At 60.0% G+C, this 13169-nt stretch carries 12 protein-coding genes; 9 read left to right on the top strand and 3 right to left on the bottom strand.

What is annotated here, in order from left to right; translation table 11 throughout:
• The 9 genes from AC097W_RS00460 (at position 1) to AC097W_RS00500 (ending at position 9860) form a co-directional block, all read left to right on the top strand.
• The gene (locus AC097W_RS00460) at positions 1 to 618 is read left to right on the top strand and encodes a TorD/DmsD family molecular chaperone (RefSeq protein ID WP_479600285.1); all 618 of its coding nucleotides are present in this window, start codon (positions 1 to 3) and stop codon (positions 616 to 618) included.
• 138 nt (positions 619 to 756) lie between these two features.
• The gene (locus AC097W_RS00465; RefSeq protein WP_479600286.1) at positions 757 to 963 is read left to right on the top strand and encodes a formate dehydrogenase; all 207 of its coding nucleotides are present in this window, start codon (positions 757 to 759) and stop codon (positions 961 to 963) included.
• A 33-nt stretch (positions 964 to 996) separates the two neighbouring features.
• Entirely contained in the window at positions 997 to 3972 is a 2976-nt protein-coding gene (locus tag AC097W_RS00470) for a formate dehydrogenase subunit alpha (RefSeq protein ID WP_479600287.1), read from the top strand.
• A gap of 4 nt (positions 3973 to 3976) precedes the next feature.
• A complete protein-coding gene (gene fdh3B / locus AC097W_RS00475; protein WP_479600288.1) occupies positions 3977 to 4600 on the top strand; it encodes a formate dehydrogenase FDH3 subunit beta in 624 nt (207 codons plus the stop codon).
• Positions 4597 to 4836, top strand: a complete 240-nt coding sequence (locus tag AC097W_RS00480; RefSeq protein ID WP_479600289.1) for a hypothetical protein — start codon at positions 4597 to 4599, stop codon at positions 4834 to 4836. The genes fdh3B and AC097W_RS00480 overlap by 4 nt, the downstream gene beginning before the upstream one ends.
• Before the next feature lie 11 nt (positions 4837 to 4847).
• Complete coding sequence (locus AC097W_RS00485; RefSeq protein ID WP_479600290.1) at positions 4848 to 5996, top strand: formate dehydrogenase subunit gamma; 1149 nt, start codon at positions 4848 to 4850, stop codon at positions 5994 to 5996.
• A gap of 5 nt (positions 5997 to 6001) precedes the next feature.
• Entirely contained in the window at positions 6002 to 6349 is a 348-nt protein-coding gene (locus AC097W_RS00490) for a hypothetical protein (RefSeq protein ID WP_479600291.1), read from the top strand.
• Between the two features lie 69 nt (positions 6350 to 6418).
• Complete coding sequence (locus AC097W_RS00495) at positions 6419 to 7285, top strand: formate dehydrogenase accessory sulfurtransferase FdhD (RefSeq protein WP_479600292.1); 867 nt, start codon at positions 6419 to 6421, stop codon at positions 7283 to 7285.
• Between the two features lie 46 nt (positions 7286 to 7331).
• Entirely contained in the window at positions 7332 to 9860 is a 2529-nt protein-coding gene (locus tag AC097W_RS00500; protein WP_479600293.1) for an ABC transporter permease, read from the top strand.
• Positions 9861 to 9937: 77 nt separating this feature from the next.
• Here the strand turns inward: AC097W_RS00500 and AC097W_RS00505 are convergent, their stop codons facing one another.
• The 3 genes from AC097W_RS00505 to AC097W_RS00515 form a co-directional block, all read right to left on the bottom strand.
• Positions 9938 to 10858 carry a transglycosylase SLT domain-containing protein gene (locus AC097W_RS00505; RefSeq protein WP_479600294.1) on the bottom strand — a complete coding sequence of 307 codons (921 nt, stop codon included), beginning with the start codon at positions 10856 to 10858 and terminating at the stop codon, positions 9938 to 9940.
• Positions 10859 to 10966: 108 nt separating this feature from the next.
• Positions 10967 to 11857 (bottom strand): Crp/Fnr family transcriptional regulator, encoded by an 891-nt coding sequence (locus AC097W_RS00510; protein WP_479600295.1) that lies wholly within the window; start codon positions 11855 to 11857, stop codon positions 10967 to 10969.
• A 125-nt stretch (positions 11858 to 11982) separates the two neighbouring features.
• Positions 11983 to 13125, bottom strand: a complete 1143-nt coding sequence (locus AC097W_RS00515; RefSeq protein WP_479600296.1) for a sigma-54-dependent Fis family transcriptional regulator — start codon at positions 13123 to 13125, stop codon at positions 11983 to 11985.
• Between the last annotated feature and the right edge of the window lie 44 nt (positions 13126 to 13169).

Consider the following 13169-nt stretch of genomic DNA (forward strand, 5'->3'; position numbering starts at 1 on the left):
ATGACACCAGCCCCATTGACCTCCAGCAGTCTCGATGAAGAAACGGCGCGGGCTGAGCTGTATGGCTTGCTAGCCGCCTTGTACTATGCTCCGCCAGCTCCTGATTTGATAGCGAAGCTGCGTGTGGCCGCCACCGAGGCGCCCGCTGCCGGTGCCTTTCTGGAAGAACCCTGGCGCACGCTGGTTGGCGTGGCGCGCGAGATGCAGGATGACGCGATTGCCGACGAGTACAACACGCTGTTTGGAGGGGTGGGCAAGCCGGAGGTCTATTTGTTTGGTTCGCACTACCTCAGTGGTTTCCTCAACGAAAAGCCCCTGGTCAAATTGCGTGGCACCCTGGTGGGCCTGGGCCTGGAGCGGTTTGAGTCCATGCCGGAAACCGAAGACCATTTCGCCTATCTGTGCGAAGTCATGCGCTACCTGATTGCCGGGGATGATGTGGCGGTGGCCAACCTGACCCACCAGCGCGACTTTTTCAGTGAACATGTGCAGCCATGGGTTTCGCAGATGTGCGATGCGGTGGGCCAGCACCCCCAAGCCCGGTTCTACCGCGCCCTGGCGTCGTTCACTCAGGCTTTTGTCAGCGTCGAAGCGCAGGCATTCGATATGCTGGCCTAGAATGCAATAGACCTATCGTTTACCCCTATTTTTTGCAGGGGTCGCAAGTGCGACATTGTGGTGCAGGCACCCATGCCGCAAGTTCAGTCGCAACGCCGGAGGGCCTATCCCCGGAAGGCGCTCGTTGGAGATTTAAAAATGCAGGACAGTCAGCCAAAACCATCGCGCCGAGGTTTCTTTTTCGGCGCTGCTGCCACGGGTGCCGCCGCTGCGGCAATAGTGGCCCTCCCGCGCGCGCCAGCAGTGGAAGCAGCGCTCCAGGAGCCCAAGCCAGCGCCTGAAAAAGGGGGCGGTTACAGCCTGTCAGACCACGTCAAGCGCTACTACAAAACTGCGCGCGTCTAAGCGTTCGTCCCCCCCATTCTTACGGAGAGCTCCATGCTGCTCACGAAAAAACCTCTCGTTTCCCACAGCAACCCTGCCGCCCGCATGGGTTCTACGCGTTTTGTGCAAAGCCTCTCGCGCGGTTTGTCCCATGCGCTGCCCACCATGGACCGACGCGCATTCTTGCGCCGGTCCGGCATGGGTGTCGGTGTGGGGCTGGCAGCAACCCAACTGACCCTGGTAAAAAAAGCCAGCGCGGCGTCCGGTGCAGTGAGTGACGGCAGCGGAAAAATTGAAGTCAAGCGCACGGTTTGCACGCACTGCTCGGTTGGTTGCGCAGTGGACGCCGTGGTGGAAAACGGCGTCTGGGTGCGGCAGGAAGCGGTTTTCGATTCGCCTATCAATCTGGGTGCCCATTGCGCCAAGGGTGCGGCACTGCGCGAGCACGGTCATGGAGAGTTTCGCCTGCGTTATCCGATGAAGCTGGTGAACGGCAAATACGAGCGCATCAGCTGGGACACCGCGTTGTCAGAAATCAGCGACAAACTGCTGGAGTTGCGCAAAGCGAGCGGTCCTGATTCCATTTACTGGATCGGGTCATCCAAGCACAACAACGAGCAGGCTTACTTGTTGCGCAAATTCGTCAGCTTCTGGGGCAGCAATAACTGTGACCATCAGGCGCGTATTTGCCACTCCACCACCGTTGCGGGCGTGGCTAATACCTGGGGCTATGGGGCCATGACCAACTCCTACAACGACATGCAGAACAGCAAGTGCGCGTTGTACATTGGGTCCAACGCCGCAGAAGCGCATCCGGTGAGCATGTTGCACATGCTGCACGCCAAAGAAACCGGGTGCAAGATGATTGTGGTGGACCCACGTTTCACCCGCACGGCAGCCAAAGCCGACGAGTTTGTGCGTATTCGTTCCGGCTCCGACATTCCCTTCCTTTTTGGTGTGCTCTACCACGTGTTCAAGAACGGGTGGGAAGACAAGAAATACATTAATGACCGTGTTTACGGGATGGAGAAAGTCAAGGAAGAAGTGCTGGCCAAGTGGACGCCCGACAAGGTGGAAGAGGCCTGTGGCGTCAAGGAAGAGCAGGTGCTGCGGGTGGCAACCCTGATGTCCGAGAACCGGCCCAGCACGCTGGTCTGGTGTATGGGGCAGACCCAGCACACCATCGGCAATGCGATGGTGCGCGCGTCGTGCATTCTGCAGCTGGCTCTGGGCAATGTAGGCAAGTCGGGCGGCGGCACCAACATCTTCCGAGGTCACGACAACGTTCAGGGCGCGACCGACGTGGGCCCTAATCCGGATTCGCTGCCTGGCTACTACGGCATTGTGGAGGGTTCGTGGAAACACTTTGCCAAGGTGTGGGGCGTGGATTACGAGTGGATCAAAAAGCAGTTCTCATCCCCCGCGATGATGAGCAAGCCCGGCATCACCGTGTCACGCTGGATCGACGGCGTGCTGGAGAAAAACGAGCTGATCGATCAGGACTCCAACCTGCGCGGCGTGTTTTACTGGGGTCATTCGCCCAACTCGCAGACGCGTGGTCTGGAGATGAAGCGCGCCATGGACAAGCTGGATTTGCTGGTCGTGGTGGACCCCTATCCATCGGCTACTGCAGCCATGGCGGCCATGCCCGGCAAGCCGGAAGATGCCAACCCCAATCGGGCGGTGTATCTGTTGCCAGCAGCCACACAGTTTGAAACGACCGGTTCGGTCACCGCATCGAACCGGTCCCTCCAGTGGCGCGAGAAAGTGATTGAGCCGCTGTGGGAGAGCCGCAGCGATCACATGATCATGCAGCAATTTGCCGACAAGCTGGGGTTTGGCAAGGAGCTGTCCAAGAACTACAAGATGCAAAAGGTCAAGGGCATGGACGAGCCCGTGCCAGAGGACATCCTGCGCGAAATCAACAAAGGTGTCTGGACTATTGGCTACACCGGGCAAAGCCCGGAGCGGCTCAAGGCGCACATGCGCAACATGCACCTGTTTGATGTCAAGACGCTCAAGTGCAAAGGCGGCGTCGATAAGGAAACCGGCTACGACATGACCGGTGACTATTTTGGTCTGCCATGGCCCTGCTTTGGCACGGCAGAGCTGAAACACCCGGGTTCCCCGAACCTGTATGACACCTCGAAACACGTCATGGACGGTGGCGGTAATTTCCGCGCCAACTTTGGCGTGGAACGCGAAGGCAAGAGTCTGCTGTCCGAGGACGGTTCCCATTCCCTGGGCGCAGACATCACGACGGGTTATCCCGAGTTTGATCATGTGCTGCTGAAGAAGTTGGGCTGGTGGGATGATCTGACCGAAGCCGAAAAAACGGCGGCCGAGGGCAAGAACTGGAAGACCGACTTGTCGGGTGGTATCCAGCGTGTTGTCATGAAAGTGCATGGCTGCCATCCCTTTGGCAATGCCAAGGCCCGCGCAGTCGTCTGGAATTTCCCGGACCCGATTCCGCAGCACCGCGAGCCTTTGTACGGCATTCGCCCTGATCTGGTTGCCAAGTACCCGACGCACGACGACAAGAGGGCCTTCTGGCGCTTGCCCACGCTGTACAAAACCGTACAGGAGAAGAATATTGCGGACAAGATCCATGAAAAATTCCCATTGATCATGACTTCGGGGCGTCTGGTGGAGTACGAGGGCGGAGGCGAGGAAACCCGGTCCAACCCCTGGCTGGCCGAATTGCAACAGGAGATGTTCATTGAAATCAACCCCAAGGTGGCTGCAGATAAGGGCATTCGCAACGGTGAGCGTGCCTGGGTCTCCACGCCAACCGGTGCACGTCTGAACGTCCAGGCCATGGTCACCGAGCGGGTGGGGCCTGACACGGTGTTTTTGCCGTTCCATTTTTCCGGACGCTGGCAAGGCGCCGACATGCTGGCCTACTACCCCAACGGGGCCGCGCCGATCGTGCGCGGTGAAGCCATCAACACCGGGACTACGTATGGCTACGACAGTGTGACGATGATGCAAGAAACCAAGACAACCATCTGTAACGTGGAAAAGGCATAAGACCATGGCACGCATGAAATTTGTTTGCGACGCAGAGCGTTGCATTGAGTGCAACGGCTGTGTCACCGCGTGCAAAAACGAGCACGAGGTTCCGTGGGGCGTCAATCGCCGCCGCGTGGTGACCCTGAACGATGGTGTACCTGGTGAAAAGTCCATTTCGGTGGCCTGCATGCACTGCAGTGACGCACCCTGCATGGCGGTGTGCCCCGTCAACTGCTTCTATCGCACGGACGAAGGGGTGGTGCTTCACGACAAGGATGTGTGCATCGGCTGCGGCTACTGCTCCTATGCCTGTCCCTTTGGAGCACCCCAGTTCCCGTCTCAAGGAACTTTTGGTGTGCGTGGCAAGATGGATAAATGCACGTTTTGCGCAGGGGGGCCCGAAGCCAACGGCAGCCAGGCCGAGTTTGAAAAATACGGACGCAATCGCCTGGCGGAGGGTAAGCTGCCAGCCTGCGCCGAGATGTGTTCGACCAAGGCCTTGCTGGCTGGCGATGGTGATGTGGTTGCTGATATCTTCCGCACGCGGGTGGTTCAGCGTGGCAAAGGTGCAGAGGTCTGGGGCTGGGGCACTGCTTACGGTTCCAAACAGGCGGGCCAGCCACCCAAAAAAGGGACTCCGTCATGAAACATGTCGCGCTATTCGCAACACTGGTTGCGTGCCTGGCGGCCTGCGGCGAAAGACCGCAAACCATGGCCTTACCCCGGTCGGATGCGCCGTCTTACACCGGCGTCACCACGGGTTCCGCCGGGAGTAGTGCCTTCACTGCGCCGGGCTGGAAGCCGGGAGACAAAACGGGCTGGGAGCAGCAGTTGAAGGCCCGTCAGCAGAATAGTCAGAACGACTATTCCAGAATGAATTGACGGGAGGTCCTATGCGTCGGCCACTCTTTGCACTTTTGTTGTTAACGTTCGGTTTACTTGCTCACGCGGCTTCGACCGGCGCGGCACCGGCTGCGATTCAAAGCGCCAATATCATGGACGTCAAGCCGGATGCCAGCGCGGATCCCGACTACGCCACGCAGAGCAATGGTGAGCGCGCAAAAGTCCAGCCAGGCAACAATGCGCCGATGTGGCGTCAGGTGGGCTCAGGCGTTACCGGTATCAGTAGCCTCCCCAAAAGCGAGGCGCCCGAGGCCGGCAATCTGATTCAACCCACAGTGCAGTACCCAGGCTCGCGGTTGACCAGCGCGGGGGAAGCCTGGCGCGAAGTGCGTAACAAATGGATCATTCCGTACGGTGCGGCCCTGATCGCCATTTCTATTTTGGCACTGGGAATTTTGTACTTTGCCAAGGGTCCGCTGGGAAAAGACCATCCTGACACTGGGCGCCGCATCGAGCGATTCACCCCCTTGGAGCGCGCTGCGCACTGGTCTAATGCCATCGCTTTTGTTGCGCTGGCAGTGTCTGGCATCGTGATGGCGTACGGAAAATTTTTCATTCAACCCGTGATTGGTTCCACCCTTTTCGGCTGGCTCACGTATGCCTTGAAGAATTTGCATAATTTCACGGGCCCGCTGTTCGCCGTATCGCTGATCACCATCATTGCGATTTTCGTGAAGGACAACATCGCCAACAAGGCGGATTTCCATTGGCTTTCAAAAGCCGGTGGCCTGATGGGTGGCGAGCAGGAGGTGCCATCGCACCGATTCAATGCCGGTGAAAAAGGTCTGTTCTGGTGGGTGGTGACGATTCCTGGCATTGTGGTGGTGGCTTCTGGTCTGGTACTCGACAAAGTAGTCCCAGGTCTGGACTTTTTGCGCGGCGACATGCAGATTGCGCACATGATTCACTCGGTTCTGGCCATCTGGATGGTTGCCATGCTCCTGGGACATATCTACATGGGTACGGTGGGTACGCGAGGCGCTTACAAGGCCATGAAGACCGGCTATGTATCAGAAGGCTGGGCCAAAGAACACCACGAGTTGTGGTACGACGATGTCAAGTCCGGCAAGATTCCGGTTCAGCGCAGTGCGCCACCGGCTGCCAGTGGCGAAGGTACCCGTCCCGCCGCGCAGGCGTAACCCCCATGAACCAGTCAGCAGAGGTCACCATGAAGCCGCTATTTGTCTTTATTGCCAGTTGTTTATTCACTGTGGCTGCGCATGCCAAACTTCCGGCCCTGAGCGATGAAGCCAAAGCCAAGGCAGCAGAAACCACAGCCAAGACGGCCCACACCGGAAAGATGGATGGCTATTTGCTGTGCAAGTCGCAAGACAAGGTGGCTGCCCGTTATAACAAGGCGTTCAAACCTGTCGCGGCGGCTTGCGCAGATCCGGGTCCCTTTGTGTATACCCCTGCGCCTGCGCCGGTTGCAGCGGCTTCGGCTACAGCGCCCGTCGCTACCCTTGCCGATACAGCGAAGAAGACGCCCTGACGGCTTCGCGCAGTCTGCCCACGGGCCAGCGCTTTGTGGCCCTGGCTTTTTTTATTGCACTGTTGTCCCATGCTTCCATTTGATTCGCCCCACCTCACTGATGCTCGCGCACCGCTGACACGCGAGGTCACGGCTGTGAACGAGTTTGGTGAAGCAACCCGCACGACCATTCCGTCCGAGCGCGCGTTGACCGTCTATGTTGACAAGCGGGAGCTCGTAACCCTGATGACACTGGGTGCCCATCCCGAACTGCTGGTTCTGGGGTTTTTGCGCAACCAACGTCTGGTCCACTCTGCCCGGGAGATCGAGTCCATCACGGTGGATTGGGAAGTGGGTGCGGCGGCGGTCAAGACCCGCAAAGGTATTGACCAGATCGAGCAGCGCACAGCCAAGCGGGTGGTGACCACCGGGTGCGGCCAGGGCAGTGTCTTTGGGGGGCTGATGGACGATATTGAGAACATCGTGTTACCCCCCGCGCGTCTGAAGCAATCGCAACTCTACGGTATTGTCAATGCCATCCGCTTGCAGGAGAGCACCTACAAGGCCGCAGGTTCAGTGCATGGTTGTGCGCTGTTTCGTGGTGACGAGATGATGGTCTTTGTGGAAGACGTGGGTCGCCACAATGCGATTGACACCATCGCTGGCTGGATGTGGTTGCGCGATGACGGCCCCGCATCGGGCATGAGCGGGGGTGACAAGGTTTTCTACACCACCGGTCGCCTCACCAGCGAGATGGTGATCAAAGCGGCTCAGATGGGCGTACCTATCGTGGTCTCGCGCAGCGGCATCACCCAAATGGGGCTGGAGGTGGCCAAACGCGTGGGCCTGTGCGCCATTGGTCGGGCTACCAACAAACGCTTTCTTTGCTACAGCAGCGCAGAGCGCTTGGAATTGCAGCCTGAACTCGCGGGCCTGCGCCTGGCTGCAGCCGTCTGAAACCCCATTCGGGTGGTGTTTCTGGATATGCGCTAAGGTAGCCGCCATGCGTATTACATTTTGGCGCCTGGGATGGCGCACCCTCTGGCGTGACCTGCGATCCGGAGATCTGCGTTTGCTGATTGTTGCGGTGACTTTGGCAGTAGCAGCCCTCACGGCGGTCGGTTTTTTTGCGGACCGTCTCAAGGGAGGTTTGCAGCGCGATGCCCGCCAGCTGTTGGGTGGTGATGCGGTTGTGTCCAGTGACAACCCCACCCCTGCAGCCTTTGTGGCAAAGGCCCGTGCTCTGGGCTTGTCCGTAGTGGGCACGGTGGGTTTTCCCACCATGGCGCGCGCCAGCGACGATCAGGGCGGTGGTGCCAAACTCGTCGCCCTGAAAGTGGTGGAGCCCGGCTATCCTCTGCGGGGTTCGTTGCGGGTGACCAATAGCCTGGACGCACCGGACACCGTCACCCGGGACATCCCGGCGGCAGGCCAGGCCTGGGTCGACGCCCCGTTGCTGGAGGCGCTGGGTCTGAAAGTGGGCGACCCCTTGCTGCTGGGTGATGCCCGCCTGACCGTGAGCGCCGTCATTGTCATTGAGCCTGACCGGGGCGCGGGCTTCATGAATTTCGCGCCGCGCGTGATGATCAATTCCATTGACATTGCTGCCACCAAATTGATTCAGCCCGCCAGTCGCCTGACCTACCGCATGGCCGTGGCGGGAGAAGAACCACCCGTGCAAGCGTTTGTGAAATGGGCGGATGCACAGGTGAAGCCCGGTGCTGCAAACTCGGTGCGTGGCGTGCGTGTGGAGTCTCTGCAAAGTGGCCGTCCCGAGATGAACCAGACCCTGGACCGGGCTGACAAGTTCTTGAGTCTGGTGGCCTTGCTGGCCGCCCTGCTGAGCGCGGTGGCGGTGGCACTGGCTGCGCGAGCCTTTGCGGCCAGTCATCTGGACGACTGCGCCATGTTGCGGGTACTGGGATTGAGTCAGCGCACCATTGCATCGAGCTATGCTTTTGAATTTGCGCTGGTGGGCCTGTTCGCCAGCGGATTGGGTGTTTTGCTGGGTTATGGGGTGCACTACCTTTTCGTTATTTTGCTGGCGGGCTTGGTGGATGCGGCGCTTCCGGCGGCCACGATCTGGCCTGTGATGCTGGGCATGGGCATGGGACTCACGCTGCTGTTTGCGTTCGGCCTGCCGCCGGTTTTGCAGCTGGCGCAAGTGCCCCCCCTGCGCGTGATACGCCGTGATGTTGGCAACCTGCGGCCAGCCTCTCTGGGCGTTCTGGCCGTGGGTGTGGCGGGTTTTGCGACCTTGCTTCTGGTCGCCAGTAGCGACTTGAAGCTGGGCTTGATTGCCGTGGGCGGGTTTGCCGGCGCGGTGATTATTTTTGCTGTGCTGAGCTGGGTTGCCGTAAAGCTGCTGCGCAAAAGTGTGAATGAAAGCACCGCACCACGCTGGCTGGTGCTGGCTACGCGCCAAATGTCCGCCAGGCCGATCTACACCGTGGTGCAGGTCAGCGCGCTTGCCGTGGGTTTGCTGGCACTGGTGTTGCTGGTATTGCTGCGCACCGATTTGATTGGCAGCTGGCGCAAGGCAAGCCCACCGGACGCACCCAACCGGTTTGTCATCAACGTCATGCCCGAGCAGTCTGACGCCTTCCAGCAGGCCCTCAAGACCGCTGGTGTCGCCCAATTCGACTGGTACCCGATGATTCGCGGCCGATTGGTGGCGGTGAATGGGCGCACCATTTCTCCTGACAACTTTGAGGAGGACCGGGCCAAGCGGCTGGTGGACCGCGAATTCAACGTGTCTTTCAGCGCAAAAATACCGCAGAAAAATGACATCGTCGCGGGCCGCTGGGTGGACGAGGAGCAGGGCGCGGTGAGCGTGGAGGAGGGCATTGCCAAAACGCTCAATCTTCAGTTGGGCGACACCTTGCGCTTTGAGGTCGGTGGCATGCAGACCGAGTCCCGGGTGACTTCTCTGCGCAAGGTGGATTGGGGCTCCATGCGGGCCAACTTCTTTGTAATCTACCCGGTCAGTCGCCTCGACAACGTACCTGCCACCTACATGAGCGCTTTCAGAGCGCCTGTCACCAAGGGCTTCGACAATGCATTGGTGCGCGAATTCCCCAATGTGACCAATGTGGACATGACGACCACCATTAGCCAAGTCCAGCGGGTTCTGGATCAGGTAATTCGGGCCGTGGAGTTTCTGTTTGGATTCACGCTGGCGGCCGGTCTGGTGGTGTTGTTCGCGGCGGTAACCGCCACGCGCGAAGAGCGCGCCCGCGAGTTCGCCATCATGCGGGCGGTGGGTGCCCGCAGCAGCCTGTTACGCCAGGTGCAGCGCGCCGAACTGGCGGGTGTGGGGCTGCTGGCGGGCTTTTTGGCTTCCATCGTCGCCTCTGCCGTGGGCTGGTCGCTGGCGCATTATGTGTTCGCGTTTGAATGGTCCATGTCTCTGTGGGTGCCCCTGCTGGGTGCATTGGCGGGCGCCGTGCTGGCGCTGGCAGCGGGCTGGTGGGGTTTGCGCGATGTGCTTCGCCGCCCAGTGGTGGAGACCCTTCGCCGGGCACCCTCCTGACGGATAGTGAGGATGCTATTTTTTTGATAGCTGCTTACGCATATTATCCGGGGGCTAGGGGCTTATTTCGCTACCAATCAGTGCGACGCGATAGGCGCCTTTTGCAACAGGGGCATCACCAGTGAAGGGGGTGTCACTGTGGCATCAAACGGATGCATACGCTGCCCTCCGATGGATGCGATGATCTTGCGCACATACATCCGGGTTTCGGCATACGGCGGCACCCCACGGTAGCGCTCCACAGTGCGCTCGCCAGAGTTATACGCAGCCAGCACCAGCGACAGGTCGCCCTCAAAATACGCCAGCAGCCAGCGCAAATAGGCCATGCCGCCCCGTATGTTCTGGGTTGGATCGGTTAGGCGGCGGATGTTGAACCGGGCCGCTGTATCCGGGATCAACTGCATCAAACCCTGGGCATTCTTCGGTGATACCGCAATCGGGTTGAAGTTGGATTCTGCCGCCATCACCGCCAGGACAAGATGCGGAGCCAGCTTGTATTCCGATGCCACCAGGTTCACAAACCGAACAATAGGTTCCGGTGCGTTGGCGGGAGGGGGAGGCGGTGGCAATGCCGCTGTCTGGCGGAGGTTTCTGGTCTGGACCGGTGGCAGCGGCTCAAAATCCAGCGGACGCAGGCAGGGCGGCGGTTCACCCAGGGGAGTGCCCATCGCCTTGATCATGTTGATGGCCTGCGCCATGCCCTGCTCCGCCGCTGCGGCAAACATATGCGCGGCCTGCGCATCATCGCGCTCGATTCCGCGGGAATTGGTCAGCATCCAGCCCAGGCTGTATTGCGATTCGGCGTCGCCAAAGCGGGAGGCGCGGCAGTACAACTGTGCTGCCCGCACCGGATCACGTGGCACACCGTCGCCGTGCTCGTAGGTCTGAGCCTCCTGGCGCCAGCGCAAAACCTGAATGGGCAACACCGGTCCGGCCTCGCCAGGTGGCATGGCAGGCCGCGGCAAGGACTCCATGGTGAGTACTGGCACTTGGGCCATTGCCTGCGCATGTACGAGCAGCCAAACGAATAATAAAAAATTCAACCGCATTTGCTAAGTATCCCACCGGCGTCCGCTCACCTGCAAGTGCGTCCGTTTCTCCAAGCGTCAGACCCCCATCGTCGCCGCTGCCGCAGAGACGCTGCGCCGTGCGCCGTCCTGATAAAGGGGTTTTGCTACTATTTTGGTAGCGGCTTGTGCATAGTGCACGGGGGCTAATGGTCTGCTTGGCTCTGGATCGTAGCCTGCATACGCCTGCAACGCATCCGGCGAGTGGATGGTGATCTCGCGGTTGACGACCTCCACAATGCCCTGCCTGTCCAGCGTTGTCAGAGCCCGACTGACCGTTTCCAGCGTAATGCTCAGGTAGTTTCCGATGTCGCGCCGCGTCATGGGCAAGGTGAATCGCCGCGCTGAATAGCCGATGGCGGCAAAACAGGTCGACTGCAGCAAGAGAAAACGGGCCACTCGCATTTCTGAGGTGGCCGCGTGGGAAAGGGTGTGCGCGCGGTGGTCTTTGACGATGTCGCGGCTGATGGCCCAATAGGCCATGCGCTCCAATTCGTTGCTGCAATGTCCGGGAGAAAACAGCTCGGCAGCGGGCAGGCGTATCACTTCGCAATCGGTCAGCGCCACGGCCTCGGTGCAATAGCGGTTTTCGCAAACGCCGTCACTTCCCAGCAGATCCCCCCTCATGGAAAACGAAAGCACCAGTTCGCTCCCTGCGGGGTGGGTGATGACTGTTTTCAAGGCGCCGAGTCGAACCACATACAGTCCGTCGAATACCTGTCCCATTCCAAATACGGACTTACCGGCTTTGACACGACGGCGCTGAAACAACTGGCGTTGATCCGGCCCGCCGCCCTGTCCTTTGAACAGCAAGAGGTCCATGACCTCTTGCAGGCCCGACCAGCTGGGCTCGGTATTTGCATGGCGCACGGATGGCCGAGTGGGTGACCGCACAGAGAAGTCGTTGCGGTCTACGGTAAGTACTTTCATCTTGGTGCCTGCCCGTTTGCCAGATCCGGCACCCGGTGGGCGCAACGCTTGATCCTGCCACCGGACTTTAGAAAGTACCCCGAATTCCGTCTGTTCGTCAGCGCACCTTGCGCAGACGAGCGGCCCTATTTGGCCTGTGGCGAGCGCCCGAGCTTTCGGTAGACCGTGGCGCGACTGATACCCAGGGCCAGTGCGGCTTGGGCCACATTGCCGCGCGCCTCGTTTACCGCCTTGTAAATCAGAGCGGTTTCGATGTCTTTGAGCGGGCGGTTGTCGGTGCCGAGTGCGCGGCGGTCCGCGTATTGAGCCCGTGCCGCCTGCGCGCGCGCGACCGGCCAGGCTTGCAAGCGCAAACCCGTCCACAGCGGAATTTCCAGAACCGGGTCGATGCGGTGTGCCGCATCAAACAGCAGTTCAAAAGCAATTCCGAATACCTCGCTGACATGCACTGGCGGCTGCCCTGCAGTAGCCAGATTGGGGACCATCTGCCGTGCAATCGGGTTGGCAGCAGTAATCCAGCCATCGGCATCCAGGCAAATGATGCCGTCGGCTTCGCTGCCCAAGGTGTTGCCGGGCCAGTTCAAACGAACCATCAGACTGTGGGCCTGCGCCAGCACCAAGGCGTTTTCAATTTTGCTGGCGGTCTGGGCTACCAGGTGCTTGAGCTCAGGCCGTTCGACCGCCTCAATGCCCGTCAGGTCGAGCATGCCCACACAGGCGCCATCCGGACCAAACAGTGGCGCTCCCGCACAGCTGTAGACAGCCGTATTGGAAAAAAAATGTTCCCCGCGGTGCAGCCAGACCGGCTGCAGTTCGCTGAGCGCCGTGCCGATGGCGGTGGTGCCCACGCTGCGCTCGGACAGGTCGGTGCCGATGCGGGTGATCAGGTGGGCGCGCGGGTCCGAGTGGTCAATGGGGCCGCTGGTGTCCACCACGACTCCGTCGCGGTTGGTCAGGATGGCAAAGTAACGGGTGTTCACAATCGCGCGCCCCAACTTTTCCAGAATGGGGCGGGCGGTTTGTACCAGGCGCTGGTTGGCCTCCAAGGTGCGGGACGCCTGCTGGTGCGTGACGGTGTCAAAACTGGCGGGGTGATGTGGCTGCAACCCGTATTGCAGACAGCGCTGCCAGGAGCGCTCTACCCAGGGTGCAATCCACCCTGCCGGGAGCGCCTCTCGGTCCACCATCACGGCGCGGCGCGCACGTTCAATGCCATCCAGTCGCAAGGAATTGCCGGAGTCGACAGGAATCGAAGGGTTGGAAATCATGGTGTGTGGGTTGCCGTTTTCACTGTCAGGCGATTCTCGTGCAC

The sequence above is a fragment of the Rhodoferax sp. GT1R46 genome (genome assembly GCF_056521285.1).

What these genes read in the sequence shown, in the direction of transcription:
- AC097W_RS00465 (WP_479600286.1), top strand. Translation starts at nt 757, where the DNA reads ATGCAGGACAGTCAGCCAAAACCATCGCGCCGAGGTTTCTTTTTCGGC.
- AC097W_RS00495 (WP_479600292.1), top strand. Translation starts at nt 6,419, where the DNA reads ATGCTTCCATTTGATTCGCCCCACCTCACTGATGCTCGCGCACCGCTG.
- AC097W_RS00460 (WP_479600285.1), top strand. Translation starts at nt 1, where the DNA reads ATGACACCAGCCCCATTGACCTCCAGCAGTCTCGATGAAGAAACGGCG.
- AC097W_RS00505 (WP_479600294.1), bottom strand. Translation starts at nt 10,858, where the DNA reads ATGGCCCAAGTGCCAGTACTCACCATGGAGTCCTTGCCGCGGCCTGCC.
- AC097W_RS00470 (WP_479600287.1), top strand. Translation starts at nt 997, where the DNA reads ATGCTGCTCACGAAAAAACCTCTCGTTTCCCACAGCAACCCTGCCGCC.
- AC097W_RS00485 (WP_479600290.1), top strand. Translation starts at nt 4,848, where the DNA reads ATGCGTCGGCCACTCTTTGCACTTTTGTTGTTAACGTTCGGTTTACTT.
- fdh3B (WP_479600288.1), top strand. Translation starts at nt 3,977, where the DNA reads ATGGCACGCATGAAATTTGTTTGCGACGCAGAGCGTTGCATTGAGTGC.
- AC097W_RS00490 (WP_479600291.1), top strand. Translation starts at nt 6,002, where the DNA reads ATGAACCAGTCAGCAGAGGTCACCATGAAGCCGCTATTTGTCTTTATT.
- AC097W_RS00500 (WP_479600293.1), top strand. Translation starts at nt 7,332, where the DNA reads ATGCGTATTACATTTTGGCGCCTGGGATGGCGCACCCTCTGGCGTGAC.
- AC097W_RS00515 (WP_479600296.1), bottom strand. Translation starts at nt 13,125, where the DNA reads ATGATTTCCAACCCTTCGATTCCTGTCGACTCCGGCAATTCCTTGCGA.
- AC097W_RS00510 (WP_479600295.1), bottom strand. Translation starts at nt 11,857, where the DNA reads ATGAAAGTACTTACCGTAGACCGCAACGACTTCTCTGTGCGGTCACCC.
- AC097W_RS00480 (WP_479600289.1), top strand. Translation starts at nt 4,597, where the DNA reads ATGAAACATGTCGCGCTATTCGCAACACTGGTTGCGTGCCTGGCGGCC.